The sequence below is a fragment of the Maridesulfovibrio salexigens DSM 2638 genome (genome assembly GCF_000023445.1).
GTDB lineage: Bacteria > Desulfobacterota > Desulfovibrionia > Desulfovibrionales > Desulfovibrionaceae > Maridesulfovibrio > Maridesulfovibrio salexigens.
This window is the reverse complement of the sequence record NC_012881.1, coordinates 1,127,402-1,146,606: the sequence shown is the minus strand read 5'-3', so window position 1 is coordinate 1,146,606 and position 19,205 is coordinate 1,127,402. Positions and strand designations below refer to the sequence as shown.

Here is a 19,205-nt window from a genome sequence, read left to right as displayed (position 1 = left end):
CTCGCTTTGGTTAGGAAAGTTTTTCGGAAATCATCTTGCTGACCATACCGGGGTTGGCCTTACCTTTAGTCTCGCGCATGATCTGGCCCATGAAGAAGCTCATCAGCTTTTTCTTACCGCCCTTGAATGCTTCTACTTCGTCAGGATTGTCAGCCAGAACTTTGTCGACCACAGCTTCAAGAGAGGAGCTGTCGGAAATCTGAACCAGACCTTTGTCTTTAACGTACTTTTCAGGATCAAGGCCGTTGGTGAATACATCGTTGAAAATATCCTTACCAATCTTGATGCTGATGGTATCTTTATCAACAAGCTGAATCAGTTTAGCCATCATTTCCGGCTTAAACTTGCATTCAGCCACGGTCATTTCGGACTGGTTAAGTTCGCGTAAGAAGTCACCCTTGATCCAGTTAACTACCTTTTTGGGATCATTGTGGATTTCGAGAACTTCTTCAAAATAATCGGCAATATCTTTTTCAGAACTGATCAGTTCAGCATCGTCCGCGCTGAGTTCCATATCATCAATAAAACGGGCTTTGCGTTCTGCGGGCAGCTCGGGCAGTGAAGCCTGCCATTCGCCCAGCCATTCATCAGCAATAACCAACGGTACGAGGTCCGGGTCCGGGAAGTAACGGTAGTCGTGAGCTTCTTCCTTACCGCGCATAGAATGAGTGGTACCTTTGTCAGCATCGTAAAGGCGGGTTTCTTGAATGACCTTTTCACCGTCTTCGATAAGATCGATCTGGCGAGCAACTTCGTAGCGGATAGCCTTATGAATATTACGGAAGGAGTTGATGTTCTTCAGCTCGGCACGGGTACCGAATTCCTTCTGACCAACGGGACGTACGGAAATGTTCGCGTCGCAGCGGAAGGAACCCTCTTCAAGGTTACCATCGCAAATACCGAGGTAGAGCAGGATGGAACGCAGAGCTTTGAGGTAAGCAACAGCTTCATCTGCGCTGCGCATATCAGGCTCACTTACGATCTCGATAAGCGGCACACCGGTACGGTTCAGGTCCACAAAACTTGCATTTTCAGCAACGGAGTGGATGTTTTTACCGGCATCTTCTTCCATATGGATACGGGTAATACCGATGCGTTTACCATGCTTTTCGCCGTCCGCATCTTCCCAAGAAATATCAAGATGACCGTGCTCGCAAATAGGCAGGTCGAACTGGGAAATCTGGTAGCCTTTAGGCAGGTCGGGGTAGAAGTAGTTCTTACGGGCAAAGATGGATTTCTGGTTCACGGTACAATTGGTAGCCAGTCCCATCTTGGCGGCATATTCCATGACTTTTTCATTCAGAACCGGAAGCACGCCGGGCATACCGGAGCAAACTTCACATACGTTCTCGTTGGGGTCCTTACCGAATTCAGTGGAACAACCGCAGAAAATTTTGGTCTTGGTCTTAAGCTGGGCGTGAACCTCAAGCCCGATCACTGTTTCAAACTGCATTATATATCTCCTTGAAATGCCTCCGGCGGCTTAAACCCTTTTGCAAAAGGGTTTAAGAATCCCAAAACCTTTCAGTAAGGCTTCGCCGCTTCATAAGACAAAAATTTCGTTAATCAAAAAAACATGTAAACCATTCATTGCGCAATAAAACTAAACATTAATGCACAATGAACATCCTCCTGCGGCAAAGCCTTGCTGGGGAGTCCAGAGGGCCCTCGGCCTTCTGGCCGCCGGAGGCGAAATCTTTATACAAAAGCGCATAGCGCATCAAATTTATCTACGCAGGGCAGATTTACTAATCAATAAATATACAGGCACCTGCTTTTTCAGATGATGTGCCGGATATTTGAATTGGTTCCCGGTCCCGATGTAGTAATCAAGACGCGTGCCTTTGATTGCCTTCCCGGTATCCTGAGCCAGTCCGATGCCGTTAACACGGCGGGAAGGTTGACCCCTTTTTGGATAAATATCCGTGCGGAAACCGACAATCGAACCCAGCGGAATAAGCTGCGGGTCCGTAGCAAGACTAACCATCGATTTAAGAGGCTTGCCGATTGCAGCCTGCGGCTGACCACGGGTTACCTTGAAAAAAATGTAGCTTTCATTCTTGGCCATCAACTCCCACATCTGTCTGGGATTATTGAGCAGCCATGCTTTGATTTTTTCACGGGAAAGCTGACTCTTTTTCAGCACCCCGCTATGAAGCATGATGCTGCCAAGCCCTTTAAATGACCTGCCGTTACTACCGCTGAAAACTGCGGTCCGCAACCTTCCATCGGGAAGACGCAAAACACCGCCCCCCTGCACATGCATATAGAACAGATCCACGGGGTCCTTAAGCCAAGCAACCTCAAGCCCCCGCCCTGCGAGAACCTTGTCAATATCGATGGCACGGCGGGAATGATACGGAAGTATCTTCCCATTTTCAACCCGGTAAGCCTTACGCAACTGCTCTGACCAAGGATGAGTCTGCCCCGGACGGGCTTTGCGCAGATCGGGAGGAAGCCTGTATACCGGATATTTGTACGGCCCTGTCTTGGTCAGACTGGCATCAATAACCGGGGTATAATAACCGGTCATTTCCGCACCGGACTGGAGTTCATACCAGACAAAATACTTGCCAAGCAACTCCGGATTCCGGTCCAGTCGGGGCAGCAATCTTTCAAGATCTTCCAATGATTTACGCAGTTGTCCCCATGTAAGACGCAATTCGTTGCGTCTTAGAGCCAAACCACCGGAAGGATTACGCTGCACATATTCAATTGATTTGCGAATCTGCGGACCGAGCTCACGCCAAGTGCGCATACTCTGACTTTGCACAGAAAGCCTGCGCGCAGCAAGAGTTGATGCCTGATCCGGTAATTTGGAATAACGAACCGGACCGGAAATAAACTTTCCGCTTTCTTTCTTGCTTTTCCAGACCTTAGTTTTGGTGCCTTGTGAAACTACTCTCTTTTTAGGAAGAGTACTTACCTTGGTGGCACAGCCACAAAGAAAAACTGAAAACAGGCAAAAAACCGCCAGTAATCTGATGATGGAAATATTCTTTTTCATTTTGATTTAAGGCTCGATAACCACGTCACTGAATCGACCGACTCCATATTCACGTCTTCTAAGGAATTTATCTGAACCGGGGCCGATAATCTGCAATTCACGGTGACGCTTCTGAACATCCTGAGCAATGTGCATTTCCTTAGTGCATCCAGTGGAATAGGTGGCATCCTTGCCCGCCCATACCGGGGGAACTCGTTCGCCCATTAATTCAAAGCTTTTCTCGATATCAGCATAAGTCTGGAAACGCCAAATGGTAATAAAACCGCTGCGCTGGACCTTTTCCCACATGAACATGAGGTCATCAGCGTCCATTCCTTCTTCGAAGTGCTCAGCAGGGTTAATGATGTAGGTATCGGCAAGCCTATCCCGCAGATGGCCCACAAAGGTATTCAGTACTTTGATGGCAGTATCGACCTGACCGGGGATACTGCCCACGATAGCACTGTAAAACATAACGGCCTTGCGTTCACTGCGGGCCTGCTGCATCTCCGCAATAATTTCATTTGCCTTGGCGGAAATACCAGCTTCAGTAAATTTATTAACTTTGGAAGACTTAGCCTTGAATTCAAGCTTAAACTCTCCTTCAAGGTTGCGGTAAAAACAGATGATATCGCGAGTGAAAAGATTGCTGTTACCGATGAGTCTGCGTCTGTTACCCCAGCCCTTGGCGATAATCAGATCAGATTCCTTCCATGCACGGGCGAAAGTAACACTGCAACGGATCAAGTTCAGACGTTCCCTTGTGCCATCGGAAATAACAACAAACGGGTTCTCTCTCAGACTCGAAAGAAGATCGTTTTTGGAAATCCTCTCCTCGGAAATGAACAAGGCATCCTTTAGAGCCTCGGCCAGCAGGAGGTTACTTTCACGATCCCAGAAGGTCGGTGAATCAAACCAGAAACCTTCCTTCAACGCGAGAATAACACTATGTCCCTGACGCAACAGGGACTTGATCATCAGCAGGTCAGCCATCAAACCACCGGTTTCATCCGGTATGAACAGGATTTTCAACCCGCCTTCTGTTCCGTGGAAAACATTACGCACCGGAGTAAAATCAACTTTGTCCCGGGAGTACATCTGTGAGAAAATTTTATAATCCTCTCCGAACAAAGCCTGACTCCACTGATCGGGCAGACTGGAAAGGCGAAAAATCCGCTCCAGTTCGATCATATCCAGCTCAAAGCGCATTTCTGCAAGACTTTCGCAGTCAAGCGCGGGGTAAGGGCAGGATTCCATGGACTGCCTGAAAAAATCACTTTCAACAAATGCTTTGCCCCGACTGAACAGTAATTCCTTACGATTGCGATAAGGATCATCCAGTCCACTTCGGGAAAGAAAAATGGTGATCATATTCTTAAGCAGGCGCAAAGGAATCATGATGGATGAATCGAGGGCCTGCCTGAACTTGTGGCGGCAAAGATTGAGAATCAGCCTGCGCTGATAGCGATCGGAGACGTGGTTTTTGACCAATTTAACCAAGGAACGCCAGACGAAAATATAAACATCCAGAAGGTCTGACTCCAACCCGGGGGTGACTAATCTGTTAAATTGCCAGTCCGAACAGGGGGCAAAAACCTGATTATCATCTAGGGCAACCATAAAACGCAATTGTTCCGGGGATGCGTTTTTGACCGGATCAATAATACTTTCCAGATGGTTGGCTGTCATGAAATGGAGAAGCCAAGCGTCAAAGACCGAATCTTCTCCGTATTTAAGATCTTTAATGGATGTAAAATCAGGCAGAATGCTCACTTATGGGTTACTCCGTGAGAAAGCCTTTGCTTCTCAATTTTTCAAAAAAAGTATTGCTGCGTATGCGGGCCAGCATGAGATCTTTCTTGTGTTTTGAAATTATCACCCGATACCCCACACTCAAGGGATAAGGGACACGTCCGTCTTCGGTAAGGTAAACATCACCGGATGTCTCCCCGATATCAATAGTTAGCGGTGTATCAACAGGCAGAACCATAGGCCGGATACCATTTAAGAAGGGACAAACCGGAGTCACACACATGGCGGCAAGCTCTGGATGCACCAAAGGCCCCCCGGCAGAAACGTTGTAAGCGGTAGACCCTGTTGCAGTGGAAACTATAAGTCCATCTGCACGCAGGTTCTTAATCCACTGACCCTTCTGGCCGATATCGAGGGAAATGATTCTGGCAACTGCGCCACGAGAAATAACCAGATCGTTAATAGCTACTCCACGCGCCACAATGCCATTTCCACGCTGGACTTCATAATCAAATGCGGTCCGGGGAGAAAGATCCAGCTCATTGCTGAAAAACCTTTCCAATGCGGTTTCCCAGTCCTCAGGAAGGACCTCGGCAAGAAATCCCACCCGGCCATGGTTGATACCCAGTACAGGGACTTCCCAGTCGATGACATTTCCGGCAACACTGATAAATGTGCCATCACCTCCGAGAACCAAGACCAGCATGGTATTTTCCCGGTATGCGGAAACATTGATCCTTGCCGGAGGATATGGGTGTTCTACAATATCGGAATCAACGCCACGCAGACTGAGCCAGCGGGCAATTTCTCCACCCAGCTCAGCCGCGGCACCTCCGCCGGACTTGGTGACAATTAAAACAGAACCTTGACTATCTGACATAGATAACTCTCCTATTAGAAAGAAGCCCAAGATTCAACTGTTTGCTGCTCCAAAAAATAAAGAAGATTATTATTTGCCGCCATCCATTTTTTTAAGTCAAATTTTAATGTATCTTCCACATAAAACCATAACTCACTGTAAAAGATATAAAAATATTTTTCATTTTTTTTATTAAATTACCCTAAAGATTATATAGGAACCGACCGATAAAGGGTATGAGGAGGATTATGTACCGTGGCTAACAACCCTGCAGAAATACGTAATATGCTGCGAACTTATGGAAAGCAGCTGACCAGTGCCAAGCGACTGGCCCGATTCAGGCGTGCCCTGAAAAGGTCCGAGTCTCCTGACACGGTTACTATTTCACGGCAGGCAAGGCGTCGCGAGCTTGTGGAAAAAGTTTCCCGGGAAATTATCGAAAATCTCATCGTCTCGGGTAATGAAAATCCGGTAGTGTCCGATATATTAGAACAGCTGGAACTTGATTTCGGTGATCGCTACTTTTTCGAGTATCCTCTCGATGGAAGCGATGTGCAAGTTCTAAAAGAAACGCCCGAAGGTGTTCGAGATCTGCCGCGCGATGAAAAGGCGCAGGTAATGAACCGCCTATGGGAAATCACACTGGACAAGGTTGACCGGACCATGCTCTGATGCTGGCCGCTCTGCATAAACTCAATCTATTGTAAATTTGGTAACCCCGGAGGGGATTATGAAGATTAACCAGTATAGCCAGACCCCTCTCAAGGCCTACTCTGACAACCGGGTGAACAACGCTGCGGACAAGACTCAGGCTCAGCAGCAAAGTTCCGCTCCCAGCCGGGACGTTGTAAATGTCTCGTCTCAGGCAAGACTGCTCGGCGCAGCTCGGCAGACTGCCACCGAAAGCCCGGACACCAGAGAACATAAGGTGAGAGAACTCAGGGAACAGGTACGCTCAGGTACATATAAGCCGGACATTCGTAAGACGGCCATGAACCTTGTGCGCGATGAAGTTGATTTCTTAAAGTAAAAACGGTGAAATCCTAATAAGGACTCCACCGCTTTGATGACTAAATATATGGGATTTATCCCGCACCGCTGACCCGGCAACGCCTGCGTTTTCGAGCACACCAAATTAAAAATTTAATTTGGTAAGCATAAACTAAAATGACATTTATTTTATGCCACGAAACTACGAAGGATCATCGTTCGCCGGGCGGAAGTGTGTCGGATATTTGGAATCCACCTGCGGGACCTGCATTCCGCGCTTAGCCTCGGAGTTGATCACAATGGGACCGCCAAGGTTAAGGGTGGTTTCATCAGGTCTTCCCGGAGGAATAGTAACCGTAACCAGCACTGCAAGCTGGCGGACATTTTCCACTCTTAAAATTCTTTTCTCTGCTTCACTTAAACGGACTTCATAGTCGTCCATGAAGCTGTAGGGATCAGCCACCAGCAAACCAAGGGCCGGATCTTCGAGACTCTGCAGCAGGAGAAACGGAGAATTCTCGCTAAGCTGGATTAATGCGAAATCCCTCTTATCGTCAAAGCCGATCAATCCACGGGAAAAGTAGATGATACCTTCATTGGTAATTTCTCTTTCCCCGATACGGGTCCTGATTATTTTTTTTCTTTCTTTTGCCATAACTCGGTCGCAGCAAGAAGATCCTGCTCTGTGTTTTCAAGCGCCAAACGGTTCTGTTCTTTAATCTTGAGGTAAACCTCTTCCCTATAGACAGTAGTCTCAGCCGGTATCTCAAGACCTAGCTTAACCTGCCGGCCTTGCACGCTTAATACCGTGATCTTTATATTGTCATCCAGGTAAAGGGCTTCCCCCGGTCTCCGGGTCAGAATAAGCATATCAATATGTGTGTAAATAATCCTTTTGGACTGTTTCTGCTTTGATTGAAAACATCCGCCACCATGGAAAATATTTTCAGCACTGGATAAGTAGTAGCGCAAGAAAGCCCCTGCGGGCAAGCACAACTATCTACATTTAAATAAATTTCTTAAACATAATTGAGCAGGTTCATCTTCATGATCATGGAGGAACTCTTCAATACGGCTTCATAGACGATCTGCTGCTGGGAAAGTTTGGTCATAAGTTCTCCAACATCCACATCCTCAATATGCGAAATACGGTCCTTCTCGTTCAATTCGAGACTGGAGAGAACCTGATCCGCAACAGCCAGTCTATTTTCCCTGCCACCGACATCAGCAGCCTTGGTCAGCACATGCTTCTGGGATAAATTCAAACTTTCAAGGCATTCCTGCACGCCGCTCTGGTTGTTGGTTTCCAGAAAGGCAACAAGGTTCCCCATTGTTTCAAGCAGGTTTTGTGTGGGCGAACTCCCGTCACCAGTATACGTACTGTTATTGTTAAAAACAACGCTGGCTCCGGTTGCTCCGGGCTGCTGATAAACACCACCGAAAATATCTTTACCTACATCGTTGATGCGTACAAATTCATTTTCCTGAATCTGGACATCCATTGCCGCAGTATCAGGATGAACGAGGAACTGTGCACCGGATGCCAAGGCATTGGCACCACCATTTGAATGGATGGTCAAAGTTCCGCCGGGGATGGTCAGTACGGCATTGGAAGTAATCCCGTCAGCAGGCTTAACATTACCGCCAACCCAGCTGACACCGCCATCAAGACTGTAGGAATATTCTATCTGGCTGGCCAGATCGGTAGTATTGTCAATGCGTACAACCACATCCTTATTAAAATCACCTTCAGCCTGATTCAACGGACCGTTCAGGTTGGTATTCATTCCTACTACATTGATACCATCCGCATCATCGCCCATATACTGAGCAGTAGGACGCACCCACATCCAGGTACCGGAAGCGTCGTTGGTATTATCAGCAGCATTAGCTTGTACCGGTATATTGACAGCAGGAGTACCCAGATCAAAATCCATGGTAACGCCGTCAAAGTCCAAACTGGTATTACCGGCCGCAAGAGTCTTGGTGGTGAAAGTCTTTCCGCCGTCCTTTGAATAACGGTAATCAAGGTCCGCACCGCCACCGATATCACCTGAATCAAGAAATTGGACAACTATGGTTTTATCCGCGCTACCGGTGATAGTGAAATTTCGTGAGGAAACATTGGAATCATTGGTAGTCATCCAGAGCTTTTCAGCAAAGGCATTTTCCTCAACCTTGTGCCCGGCATAAATACTCTTACCTTCGTATTCGGTGTTGGCAAGGGATACCAACTGCTGAAAAAGCTGCCGTGCTTCGTAACTGATCTGTTCCCTGTTATCAGCGGTAATAGTACCGGAAGCACCCTGCTCGGCCAGCCCCTTGGCGCGGGTAATGATTGTTGAAACCTGAGTCAGGGTAGTATCCGAGAGGGAAAGCCAACCCTTTGCAGTATCAATGTTATCCCGGTACTGCTTTACAGTAGCAAGGGTTTCACGATGGTCGAGAATACGAGCCATGCCCACAGGATCATCCGAAGGCCTATTCACCTTCTTCTGAGTCTGTGCCTGAATATTGCTGTCTACCAAATCGGTCAGCGATCTATTCATATTGGACACATAAGTGTTAAAAAGCATTTGCTGTGATACTCTCATAGCCTTTCTCCCTCAGCCTTTTAAACCTTAGTTCTTCATTCCCAGAAGGGTCTGAAGCATCTGGTCAGCGGTTGTGATCAGCTTTGCAGCAGCAGTGTATGAGTGCTGGTATTTGATCAGGTTACTCATTTCTTCATCAATATTTACACCCGATACAGACTGCTGCTTCTCGTTAAGGTCGGATGCAAGTGTTTCCTGAAAATTTTTATTAAACTTGGCGGTTCCGGTATCGGCACCTACCACCGCTACAGTACCGTCGTAATATTCAATTAAAGTCTGTTTGGTGGTACCGTCAAAAGCGGTGGTTATGTCCAGATCGGTCATACCCATCTGCTTCATTTTGATGGCATTGGTGTTATCGCCGGAGTTGAATTCGCCTGCGCCGTTTACATGTCCGGCATTGATGAAATCAATATCTCCGTTAACTCCGCCGTTCACCGCGATATCAGAGGCCTGAGAACCGCTGAAATAGGTATTCAATCCAAGAGCCGCATATAAACCGGAGGTATCGGTTCCCATCTGGAAATTATAACCGTCCTTTGCGGTGATATGCAGCTTGTGGTTAACAATTGATGCATCAACATATGTTCCGAAAGATGCATCAATGGCAGCTTCAACATCCTCAAGACTATGAACAGAAGGATCGAAATTCTGTACGCCCGGAGGAGCTATGGAGCTGAAATCAATCTGCCCGGAAGATTCCAAGGCACCGGTGGAAGAATTATAGAAATACATCAGTGAGTTTCCGGACTGAAGCCTGTCAGCGAATGGAAGCCCAGAGGAGCCGCTGCCCAAAGCGGCGGTATCAGTATTAACGGCGTAGGTACCTTCAAGAGAAGTGTGAGCCTTGAGCCCTGCTCCCTGTGAGTGGATACGGTTAGTCTGCCAGACGAGCTCATTGGTAAGTGCATCCATGCGCTCTTTGTATCTGCCTACCGCGTTATCACGGAAGTTAAACAGACCTGCCAGTGAACCACCGGTAACCCTTCTGGTGTTATCCTGTCCTGCAAAGTTGATCTGCGGGGTGATGTTTTCTCTGGTAGAGGTATTCTCAACCCAGTACAGAGCACTCTTGGGAACGATGTTGAATTTATCGCCCACCGACATGTTGGTGGCAGGTGCTGTGGAAGGATCAGAACCTGTTCCGAACCAGATCTGCAGATCATCAACCTGAATGGCGCCGGATTCTGCGTTGGCAGTAAAAGTTTTTACAGTACCATCATCGTTCTTAAGCCATGTGGTTCCGCCATCGAGAGATACGCGATACTCAGCAGTACCCATACCGCCTGCGGTTACACATTCCAGAGTGTATTCAAACTCACTTGATCCGGCGAAATAAGCTTTACCGTCAAAATTTGAAGCCGGGGTCAGGTTATTCTGGCTCTGCGGTCCATCGTAAGAAAGGCTGAAATGCTTATCGCCGTCCACCAAAGTCTGTCCTGCTCCGGTGGTAATGGTAATGTTGCCCTTTCCATTATCGATCATTTTTGTATCCATGATCTCGGAAAGTTCACGAACCAAAGTGGCTCTTTCATCATAAAGGGCGTTAGGATTGTTCTGACCTTCAACCTGATCCACGTTGATACGCTGGTTGATCTCAGCGATACGCTGCATGATATCATTAGCCTTGGTCACATCCTGCTTGATGTAATCCTCAACCTGCTGCTGATAGCGGGTCATGTCATCCTGCATACTGTGCAGCGAGTTGACAAGGTTGGTGGTATCACTAAGCAACTGCTGGCGGGAAGCAGCATCATTGGGACGCTGACTGAGATCCTGCCAGTCATTAAAAAATTTAGTCAGACTGGAGTTCAGCCCGTATCCCTTTGATTCGTTAAAAAGGGATTCAACACTGCTCAAAGTACTGTAAAGAGTATCCCAACGCTCGCGCATGGTAGCTTTGTCGTTATAGCTATTCTCTACGAACTGGTCGAAATTACGGTAAACTTCAGCAGCACGTACACCGGTACCAAGCTGGCCCGGATTGTAGTTGATGCTGACCCGTTCTTCGAGACGGACCTTGCGGCGGGAGTATCCTTCGGTGTTAACATTGGAAATGTTGTCACCGGTTACGGAAATCGCCGACTGAGAAGCAAAAAGGGCCCCTGTGCCCAGATTCAGAAGAGAATTAACACCGGGCATTAGAGCCTCCCGTTAATTAATGAAGCCTGAGGCTTGGGATTAGCATAACGACCGCGTGCAGAATAAACATTCTTTTCCTTGGGAGTAATTTCCCTGTGCAGGAAATCCAGCATGGAAGAAGATTGCTCAAGCAGGGCCTGGGCCAGCTGATGATTCTTGGTAGCCTGAACACCGCACTTCTGTTCGAGCTCATCAATCTTGGAGAGAAGCTTTTCAATTTCCTTGCGCTGACCATCCTCGATGGCAGGAAGAATCTGACCGAGACGCTGTGCGGACGGGTCAAATTTTTGAACGAAAGATCTCATGGACATGCGCTCAGCGGAAATCTGTCTCATAAGCTCCTGAATTACCAGTTCGACTCCGGTGACTCCGTGCGGGTCTTTGTTCATAAGCAGGGAAAATTCTTCCTGAAGAAGCATGGAGAGCAACAAGACTGCCTTTGACTGTCTGTCAAGATTTGCCTGTATAAGTTTTATCATTTCCCTCTCCTCCCTACTTAATAACCTGATATTTAATGTTTTTTATCTTTATCTAAGATTTCTTAACAAAACCTTGCTTATATACCAGCAAGTTTCTTGCCAATTTCTTCAGCAGTCACACCCTGCACATAAACTTTTGTGTCATGTTCCTGCTCAATCTTCCGGGCCAGTTCTTCAATCTTAGCCATAGCTTCTGTCCGGCTCATGGGACTCGGCGCAGCTGAATTTGAAGAATTCTCACGGGCAATCTGACGCTCTACGCGTTGGCCCATGCTGAAATCATCATCTTCGAGAGGAATACCGGGCTTAGGCAAAGGAATTCCAGGCAGCCCGTCATTTTCCCCCTTATTAATTGATGCCAGACGGGTTCCATGAACTGAACCCTTACGCCCTACTTCATCAAGGGTCTTTAAGGCTGTTGAGTTTCCAGTTCCCGGCAGGGTTGATTTGCTGGCATTTTCGAGTTTGGCGCGCAACTGATCATAAAGCATATCCCCCAGTCCGATACCACCGCCCTCTGCCAGTTTTTCGGAAAAATCCTTATCAAACATGGAAGTGTACTGCTGCTCATACCTGTTGGTCAGATAGCCGCCTTTAGGAACGTTCTTACGCATCTGCTGCCAGATCTTACCCATGAAGACCGCTTCGAACTTCTTGCAGGCATCCCGCAAAGCCGCTTCCTGATCCTTTCCACCGGAAAGACGGTCATTCAGACTGGTAAGTTTACGCTTGAAGCCCTGCAATTCTTTGCTTTCAGCATTGGCTTGCGCGGTAGCTGTGTTCATTGTGCTGTCTATCATTCTTTACTTCCTCCAGTTCATGCACGGACTCGGGCATAAATGCGCCTGAGACCACTTTGAAACCTAAGAAGCAAATTGCATACCGTCACACATAAGTCACTGAGATTAATAAGCTTAAGACTTCAAAAAAGACATGAAACATCAATTTTTCTTTTATTATCACCCATAAAGTCAGCACTTTGACTAGCCGGAAATCTTCTCCATATGAAAAGGGCCGCTCTCATTTAAGAAAGCGGCCCTTGGATTAATGCATGGAAATTATTATGTCGTTTAGTTGTTTAAAGGCTTTTTGCAGTTGCCGTACGCTGCCATCCGATCGCGTCATGACCGCATTGGTTTCTTCGGCCATAAACCTTACCTCACCTGCCGTTTTAGCAATCTGCTCGGTTGCAGCCGACTGTTGATCTGTGGCTGTTGCTATGCCGGTGATCATGTCACTGGTAACCTCAGCCAGCTCAGCAATCTTCTTGAAAGCTACATCCGTTTTCTGAACATTTTCCACACTTGTGGTCACTTCAGCTTCCACATTGGAGATTGATCGAAAACATTGGCGAGAATTACTTTGGATAGCTCCGATAGCCCCTTCCACCTCGCCGGTGGCATCAATTGTTTTTTCAGCCAATTTGCGAACTTCATCCGCCACAACTGAGAATCCGCGTCCAGCTTCTCCCGCACGGGCAGCCTCGATAGCTGCATTCAATGCCAGCAGGTTGGTCTGGTCTGCAATGTCATTAATGATCTTCATTACATCACCGATCGCATCTGCTTGATGACCCAAAGTTTTCAAATCCTCTTGGGTGGAAGAAACAAGCTCTCTTACGGAATGAATAGAAGATATTGTTTCCTCAGCAACATGCACTCCATTGACAGCCTGCTCCTTAGTTCCTTCAGCATTTTGAGCGGTCAGAGAGGCATTCTGGGCGACTTCCTGAATGGTCGAACTGAGTTCATCAATAGCAGTTACAGTTTCCAGCAGACACGCTTCCTGTTCGGAAGTCATTTTACTAGAATCGGCAACATCACTTATAAGTGACTGCAAAGACTTTGAAGTTGTACCGGATAACTGCTCCGCCTCTACTGCAGCCTGTTCGATCCGGTCCTTCTGCTCTTCGATGGCCTTTTGCTGGGATTTGAGTTCAGTGATATCATTCCAGAAAGTAATTCCTCCCAGCACTTCGCCCTTATCACTACGCACAAGGACGACATCAATCAGCATCTCAAAGGATTTACCGTTGGGATTTGTATACGCAAACGGCACTTTGTTTCTGGCTTTCCCATCTTTGAACACTTCGCTCAAAAGAACAGGACGATTGGCATCATTAAAAAAGAACTTTGAGATATTCCAGCCCTGAAAATCATCAGACTTGCCAATTCTTCCGGTTGTCCTGATCATACTGTCACTGCAATTAATCAAACGCATCTGCGGGTCAACCACGGCAAAGGGATTCTGAATCCCTGCAAGGATACCTTTGAATAAATCCATCTCAGTCTGTAATTGGCCAAGGATAGTAACAGTCATATTTCTAAGGCTGTCCGCAAGCACGCCGAATTCATCGGAACGCTCCAAAGAGAGCTCGGCGTTAAAATCACCCTGTTCAATACTCTTTGCGTAAGACACAACCCTCGCCAGCGGACAAGTAACCAGCCAGCGGTTTAAGCCGAATAAGACCAGCCCGATCATAAAGATCAACAAGGCACCGGACCAATAAAGTTTTTGGAGAATCCCATTAGCTCCGGCTTCTATTTCAGCCCTTGGCTGTGCAACAGTCAAAAACCATTCATGCAATATATTTTGGGATGGGATATCAACATGCATGGAAAGATAGCGAAAATCTTCCCCTGTTCCTGCTGTAGAAAAGAAGTCTTCTTTTCCATCAGTTATGTTCTGAAGATATTGCGTATGATCCCCTAATTCTTTTTTCAGGATCAGATCCGGATCAGGGTGTGCAATAAACATATTGCGGTCATCACTGAAAAAGACTCTTCCTCTTTCACCCATACGAATCTTTTTAATGAACATATCGGTAAAATAGTTCATCTGGGGGGCAAGAATAACTGTCCCGACATGTTTTCCCCTATTGTAAACAGGCGCTGCAATTACAAAGATGGGATTACCGCGAAGCAGGCTGGGGTAAACCTGACTGATAAAGTAATCCTTACCTTCGCGTGAGGCCTTGATAAAACTCATCTGAGGACTGCACTTGCCGATGGTCTTTCCATCTACCGTATCTACAAAAAATTGACCGTCCGAAATCCTGCGCGGCTGTCCATTAACCTCAATCTCCAGCAGAGAATCATCAGCCTTATGCAGAGCCAGAGGTATATTTTCATAAAATCCATAACGATCATGGATAGTTTGCAAAAACCTTTGTGCCTCAGATACAATATCTTCATTTTCAGGGTAGGAACAGGCTTGTACAACAGACTGGGTGTTGGCGATCAGCTTGGCAAGACTAACCTGACTCTGAATCCAATCAGTAAGAGCCATTGAAAGAGTATTCAGTGTAGCCGTACTCTCAGCCCTATCAGTTTCCAGCTCCTCCTGAACCAGATTACGATGTAGATAAAAACCGAATCCTGAAGAAAAAAGCGTAATTACCAGCAGTACGCATCCTATATACTTTACTGCTAAGTATCTGGATAAAAAATTCTTTTTTTTCATGTGTTCTATGCTCCGAACAAACGTTTTATAAAAAAGGAATTCTTGATAGCACACTTTTTATTATTACTAAGATATGTAACCTCTGGCCCAACCAGTACAAACGTTTTACCATTAAAAAGCCAATCCCCACGCCGGTTAATAAAAAAGCCCGGCAGTAACCTGCCGGGCTTTTCAAGAATCTATTTCGATCAACTGAATTATTACAGTTTAGATAACCTCAAGCTCTGCATGCAGGGCTCCGGCAACCTTCATCGTTCTCAGGATGGAGATAAGGTCACGCGGGGTTGCGCCGATGGCATTCAAACCGTCAACCAGTTCTTGCAGAGTCGCACCCTCAACAAGCATCAGCCTGTTGTTGTCTTCCTCAACCGCAAGCTCAGTCTCAGGCGTTGTCACAGTCTCAGCACCCTCAGGAGCAAAAGGACCGGGCTGACTTACGTCTGCACCTTCAGCAATAACAACCTGCAGGTTACCGTGAGCGATGGCGACCTTGGTCAGGCGGACATTACGTCCAAGAACAACTGTTCCGGTCTTTTCGTCAACCACGACCTTGGCCTTGGTATCGGGCGCAATTTCAAGGTTTTCAAGCGCTGCCATGAGCGGAACCATATTGCCCCGGAAATGTTCGGGAATAGCAAGATCTACAGTAGAAGCATCAACAGCGCTGGCATAAGAACCGCCGACCACACCATTAATCCTCTTCACTACCTGCATGGTGGTGCCAAAATCGGAAACACCGAGGTTAATGGTAATCTTCTGCTGACGATTGAAGTCAAAAGGCACGGAACGTTCAATTGTGGCCCCGGAAGGAATGCGGGCCACGGTAACAACGTTCTTGGACGCTGTGGCAGCTTCACCGCTTGCTGAAAAACCGCCGACAGTCAAAGCACCCTGAGCAAGGGCATAAACCTTACCATCGATACCTTTAAGCGGAGTCATCAAAAGCACGCCGCCAAAGAGAGATTTACTGTCCCCGATAGACGAAACAGTAACATCCAGCGGTGCACCGGGCTTAGCGGAAACAGGCATCTTGGCGGTAACCATAACTGCGGCAACGTTCTTAGGCTTGATCGAAGCACGGTCAACCTGAACACCCATTTTTTCCAGCATGTTGATCATGGAGGTGATTGTGAATGCGGAGTTGGTTCCGTCACCCGTTCCCGAGAGACCTACAACCAGACCGTAACCGACCAGATCGTTGTCACGAACGCCGCTGAAGGATGAAATATCCTTCAACCTGACCGCTTCAGCAGACTGGGCACTCATGAGTACGATGAACAGGAGCAATACGGCTGCCGCAAGCCCTGCTGTCATTCTGTTCATCCTGTTAGTGAATTTCATCCTTCCCTCCATTGATCACTGTAACTCTTATAAAACCTTATTAACTATGCCCTGAGATTAGAAGGGCCATACATTATCAAGAATTCTGGAAAGCCATCCGGGTCTCTGCTTGTCAGCAAGAATGCCCCGGCCATAGACTTCGATATGGGCATCGGCCAGATAGTTGGATGCCACGGTATTACTGGGTCCTATGTCGCGGTGGCGAAGCAGCCCGCGCACGACCAGAACCTGAGTTTCATCATTGATACGTACCTGACGCGCACCTTCCACCTGCATGACATTGCCCGGAAGAATCCGGACTACCCTGCATGCAACAGAAGCGGTGAGAGTTGACTCGTTCTTGGTCTCACCGGTGCTTGAAAATTTATTTGAGGTAGCAGAACCGATCAGCGGAGTATCACCGGCACCACCTTTCATATTAAAGGGATCGACTGCTGTAGCAAGACCGGCACTGAAATTTGTAACGGCAAGGCTGGTATCATTTTTCTTCTCTGCCTTTGAATCTGAAGTATGCTTACCCTTACTTGTTTCAGAAACTGTGACAACCACGATATCACCGATTCGTCTGGCTCTGTTATCGTCAAAAAGATATTCAGAATCAGAGGCAGCAAACAATGAACCGGGGTTATTCATAGGTTCGGGTTCGTATTGAGCGGGCGGAGTCATAACCGGCATGGGTGTCGGAGCCTGCTTAACAGGTGAGCACCCGGCACAAATGGCTAAAAGAAGCATAGTTGCCAGTGTTGTTTTTTTCATTTTATTCATTCCTCCGCTTAATTACTTAACCTGAACGGTTTGGGCGTTGACGACGGTCGCTACAACCTTACGCTTACTTTGCAAATTACGTACCGTGATATTCTGACCAACCCCGGCATCCTCAAGAGCCTCCACAGGGACGGTGAGCTTCAAATTCTTACCTCTGAACATCAGGGTAACCTTGTCACCTCTGGCAATAACCGGAGCCGGTTCAATGGACGAACGCATGATCGGCTGTCCGGTTCCCACTGGAACCTTAACCCGCCACGGCCCGCCTTTACCATCCCATACCTGATTACCCAAGTGCGCCATATTCTTGCTCTTCCAGGTGATCAGATCAGGTGTAACCAATTCCTTGCGGTTAATGGGGCGAACGGGGCAGGGAACAGGTTTCCAAAGATCTACAAACAGGGAGCCGGCCAATCTGCGTATAACTTTTCCGTCCACGCTGACCACTTCCATTCTGAAACTATTGCTTCCCGGTTCAAGGGCCCGGGGGATATGGACCCTCAAACTATCCATGGAATCTTTAAAAAACAGATAGGGGGGTAACTTGAAATCCCTGAACTTGTAATCGCCGTTCATGGCTTCTGCCTGTGGGGTCAAGACTTTGACAACTGCCCTCTGCAATTGCTCCTGCGACATCACTTTGCCGCCCGATTGCATGGTCAGAGTAGACGGGATGATGCAATTACGTACCAGCTCACCAAGATAATGCTGCAAAATAACCCGCAACTTATTTCGGTTCACCCTGACAGGCTTACGACTACGGGCCGGGGCATTCCAAAGCTCCACTGCGGAAAGGTCAGCTTTGGTCTGCGCAGGAAGATCACCATAAAAATCGGCAATATCACCGAGAGTAACCCGTGGACCATTAACCACAGCGGCAGACTTGATCTTGATCCGCCAGTCGGTGTTTTCCTTTGAGGCTGTTGCCGGGTCGGCCGCAAAAGAAGCCAACAGCACAGCAATCAGAAGCATCAATGCACCCTTGCGAAACATGTTGATAAAACCTGCCTTAGTCATAATAAAACCCGTCCTGTCAGTTAGTTACTATCGTTTAACGTTAATTGCGGTCTGAAGCATGGAGTCGGAAGTAGTGATGGCTTTGGAGTTAGTCTCGTAAGCCCTCTGACCGACAATAAGTCCTACCATTTCATCAACCAGCTCCACGTTGGAACCTTCAAGATACCCCTGAGCAAGAGTACCGAAGTTATCTTCACCCGGAGTACCCTGAATGGCTGCACCGGAAGCTTCAGTTTCCACGTAAAGGTTTTTACCTACAGCATTCAAGCCGGCTTCGTTGATAAAGTCGTAAATTGTGATGTCGGCACTGGAAAGTTCAGTACCGTTCTTATCAAGTGCGGCGATGTGACCGTCTTCAGAAACAACCACATTCACAGCCTCGGCAGGCACAGTAAATTCAGGCTGAAGCGGATAACCGTTAGAGGTGACCAGACGTCCATCACTGTCGAGCTTAAAAGCACCGGAACGTGTGTAAGCGTCTTCGCCATTGCGATCTACAAGAAAGAAACCATTACCTTCGATGGCGATATCGAGAGGGTTACCGGTACTTTCAAAAGACCCCTGACTAAAGAATTTGTGGATGCTGACCTCTTTTACACCCATACCGATCTGCATACCTGTGGGCAGTCTGTTACCGCCTTCGGTCTCAGAACCTGCGATTCGCATGGTCTGGTACATGAGGTCTTCAAATTCCACCCTGCTTTTTTTGAACCCCTGAGTGTTCACGTTGGCAAGGTTGTTGGAAAGAACATCGATGTGAGTCTGCTGGGCAACCATACCTGTGGCCGCTGTCCAGAGTGAACGCATCATAATTTTAT

Annotated in this window: 17 protein-coding genes; 2 read left to right on the top strand and 15 right to left on the bottom strand. The window is 47.4% G+C overall.

Annotation, left to right across the window (positions count from 1 at the left end; genetic code table 11):
• Window positions 1–10: 10 nt before the first annotated feature.
• The 4 genes from gatB to DESAL_RS05140 all read right to left on the bottom strand — a co-directional run bounded on the left by gatB (window position 11) and on the right by DESAL_RS05140 (window position 5,618).
• The gene (gene gatB, locus DESAL_RS05155) at window positions 11–1,456 is read right to left on the bottom strand and encodes an Asp-tRNA(Asn)/Glu-tRNA(Gln) amidotransferase subunit GatB (protein ID WP_041721677.1); all 1,446 of its coding nucleotides are present in this window, start codon (window positions 1,454–1,456) and stop codon (window positions 11–13) included.
• A gap of 270 nt (window positions 1,457–1,726) precedes the next feature.
• A complete protein-coding gene (locus DESAL_RS05150; RefSeq protein WP_015850908.1) occupies window positions 1,727–3,007 on the bottom strand; it encodes an MltA domain-containing protein in 1,281 nt (426 codons plus the stop codon).
• A 6-nt stretch (window positions 3,008–3,013) separates the two neighbouring features.
• Window positions 3,014–4,759 carry an ARMT1-like domain-containing protein gene (locus DESAL_RS05145; RefSeq protein ID WP_015850907.1) on the bottom strand — a complete coding sequence of 582 codons (1,746 nt, stop codon included), beginning with the start codon at window positions 4,757–4,759 and terminating at the stop codon, window positions 3,014–3,016.
• Window positions 4,760–4,766: 7 nt separating this feature from the next.
• Complete coding sequence (locus DESAL_RS05140; RefSeq protein ID WP_015850906.1) at window positions 4,767–5,618, bottom strand: NAD(+)/NADH kinase; 852 nt, start codon at window positions 5,616–5,618, stop codon at window positions 4,767–4,769.
• A gap of 234 nt (window positions 5,619–5,852) precedes the next feature.
• Here DESAL_RS05140 and DESAL_RS05135 point away from each other — a divergent pair, with 234 nt between their 5' ends.
• Both DESAL_RS05135 and flgM read left to right on the top strand, forming a co-directional pair.
• On the top strand, window positions 5,853–6,269 hold the full coding sequence (locus DESAL_RS05135; protein ID WP_015850905.1) for a DVU0524 family FlgM-associated protein: 417 nt from the start codon (window positions 5,853–5,855) through the stop codon (window positions 6,267–6,269).
• 58 nt (window positions 6,270–6,327) lie between these two features.
• Entirely contained in the window at window positions 6,328–6,627 is a 300-nt protein-coding gene (gene flgM / locus DESAL_RS05130) for a flagellar biosynthesis anti-sigma factor FlgM (protein ID WP_015850904.1), read from the top strand.
• A gap of 162 nt (window positions 6,628–6,789) precedes the next feature.
• Here the strand turns inward: flgM and fliW are convergent, their stop codons facing one another.
• The 11 genes from fliW to flgG all read right to left on the bottom strand — a co-directional run bounded on the left by fliW (window position 6,790) and on the right by flgG (window position 19,197).
• Entirely contained in the window at window positions 6,790–7,242 is a 453-nt protein-coding gene (fliW, locus tag DESAL_RS05125) for a flagellar assembly protein FliW (RefSeq protein WP_015850903.1), read from the bottom strand.
• A complete protein-coding gene (csrA, locus tag DESAL_RS05120; protein WP_015850902.1) occupies window positions 7,218–7,457 on the bottom strand; it encodes a carbon storage regulator CsrA in 240 nt (79 codons plus the stop codon). The genes fliW and csrA overlap by 25 nt, the downstream gene beginning before the upstream one ends.
• A gap of 149 nt (window positions 7,458–7,606) precedes the next feature.
• Window positions 7,607–9,181 carry a flagellar hook-associated protein FlgL gene (flgL, locus tag DESAL_RS05115; RefSeq protein WP_015850901.1) on the bottom strand — a complete coding sequence of 525 codons (1,575 nt, stop codon included), beginning with the start codon at window positions 9,179–9,181 and terminating at the stop codon, window positions 7,607–7,609.
• A gap of 27 nt (window positions 9,182–9,208) precedes the next feature.
• A complete protein-coding gene (gene flgK / locus DESAL_RS05110) occupies window positions 9,209–11,323 on the bottom strand; it encodes a flagellar hook-associated protein FlgK (RefSeq protein ID WP_015850900.1) in 2,115 nt (704 codons plus the stop codon).
• A complete protein-coding gene (gene flgN / locus DESAL_RS05105; RefSeq protein ID WP_015850899.1) occupies window positions 11,323–11,802 on the bottom strand; it encodes a flagellar export chaperone FlgN in 480 nt (159 codons plus the stop codon). Before flgN ends, flgK begins: the two co-directional genes overlap by 1 nt.
• Before the next feature lie 77 nt (window positions 11,803–11,879).
• Window positions 11,880–12,602, bottom strand: a complete 723-nt coding sequence (locus DESAL_RS05100) for a rod-binding protein (RefSeq protein WP_015850898.1) — start codon at window positions 12,600–12,602, stop codon at window positions 11,880–11,882.
• 244 nt (window positions 12,603–12,846) lie between these two features.
• Window positions 12,847–15,264 carry a methyl-accepting chemotaxis protein gene (locus DESAL_RS05095; protein WP_015850897.1) on the bottom strand — a complete coding sequence of 806 codons (2,418 nt, stop codon included), beginning with the start codon at window positions 15,262–15,264 and terminating at the stop codon, window positions 12,847–12,849.
• Window positions 15,265–15,471: 207 nt separating this feature from the next.
• Window positions 15,472–16,605 (bottom strand): flagellar basal body P-ring protein FlgI, encoded by a 1,134-nt coding sequence (locus DESAL_RS05090; RefSeq protein ID WP_015850896.1) that lies wholly within the window; start codon window positions 16,603–16,605, stop codon window positions 15,472–15,474.
• Window positions 16,606–16,662: 57 nt separating this feature from the next.
• Entirely contained in the window at window positions 16,663–17,361 is a 699-nt protein-coding gene (locus DESAL_RS05085) for a flagellar basal body L-ring protein FlgH (RefSeq protein ID WP_015850895.1), read from the bottom strand.
• Between the two features lie 21 nt (window positions 17,362–17,382).
• A complete protein-coding gene (gene flgA, locus DESAL_RS05080; RefSeq protein WP_015850894.1) occupies window positions 17,383–18,387 on the bottom strand; it encodes a flagellar basal body P-ring formation chaperone FlgA in 1,005 nt (334 codons plus the stop codon).
• Between the two features lie 27 nt (window positions 18,388–18,414).
• Entirely contained in the window at window positions 18,415–19,197 is a 783-nt protein-coding gene (gene flgG / locus DESAL_RS05075) for a flagellar basal-body rod protein FlgG (protein ID WP_015850893.1), read from the bottom strand.
• Window positions 19,198–19,205 lie beyond the last annotated feature (8 nt).

Excerpts from the sequence above, each read along its gene's own strand:
- flgL (WP_015850901.1), bottom strand. The coding sequence starts at position 9,181 with ATGAGAGTATCACAGCAAATGCTTTTTAACACTTATGTGTCCAATATG.
- DESAL_RS05085 (WP_015850895.1), bottom strand. The coding sequence starts at position 17,361 with ATGAAAAAAACAACACTGGCAACTATGCTTCTTTTAGCCATTTGTGCC.
- DESAL_RS05150 (WP_015850908.1), bottom strand. The coding sequence starts at position 3,007 with ATGAAAAAGAATATTTCCATCATCAGATTACTGGCGGTTTTTTGCCTG.
- fliW (WP_015850903.1), bottom strand. The coding sequence starts at position 7,242 with ATGGCAAAAGAAAGAAAAAAAATAATCAGGACCCGTATCGGGGAAAGA.
- flgG (WP_015850893.1), bottom strand. The coding sequence starts at position 19,197 with ATGATGCGTTCACTCTGGACAGCGGCCACAGGTATGGTTGCCCAGCAG.
- csrA (WP_015850902.1), bottom strand. The coding sequence starts at position 7,457 with ATGCTTATTCTGACCCGGAGACCGGGGGAAGCCCTTTACCTGGATGAC.
- flgK (WP_015850900.1), bottom strand. The coding sequence starts at position 11,323 with ATGCCCGGTGTTAATTCTCTTCTGAATCTGGGCACAGGGGCCCTTTTT.
- DESAL_RS05095 (WP_015850897.1), bottom strand. The coding sequence starts at position 15,264 with ATGAAAAAAAAGAATTTTTTATCCAGATACTTAGCAGTAAAGTATATA.
- DESAL_RS05090 (WP_015850896.1), bottom strand. The coding sequence starts at position 16,605 with ATGAAATTCACTAACAGGATGAACAGAATGACAGCAGGGCTTGCGGCA.
- flgA (WP_015850894.1), bottom strand. The coding sequence starts at position 18,387 with ATGACTAAGGCAGGTTTTATCAACATGTTTCGCAAGGGTGCATTGATG.
- DESAL_RS05100 (WP_015850898.1), bottom strand. The coding sequence starts at position 12,602 with ATGATAGACAGCACAATGAACACAGCTACCGCGCAAGCCAATGCTGAA.
- flgM (WP_015850904.1), top strand. The coding sequence starts at position 6,328 with ATGAAGATTAACCAGTATAGCCAGACCCCTCTCAAGGCCTACTCTGAC.
- DESAL_RS05140 (WP_015850906.1), bottom strand. The coding sequence starts at position 5,618 with ATGTCAGATAGTCAAGGTTCTGTTTTAATTGTCACCAAGTCCGGCGGA.
- flgN (WP_015850899.1), bottom strand. The coding sequence starts at position 11,802 with ATGATAAAACTTATACAGGCAAATCTTGACAGACAGTCAAAGGCAGTC.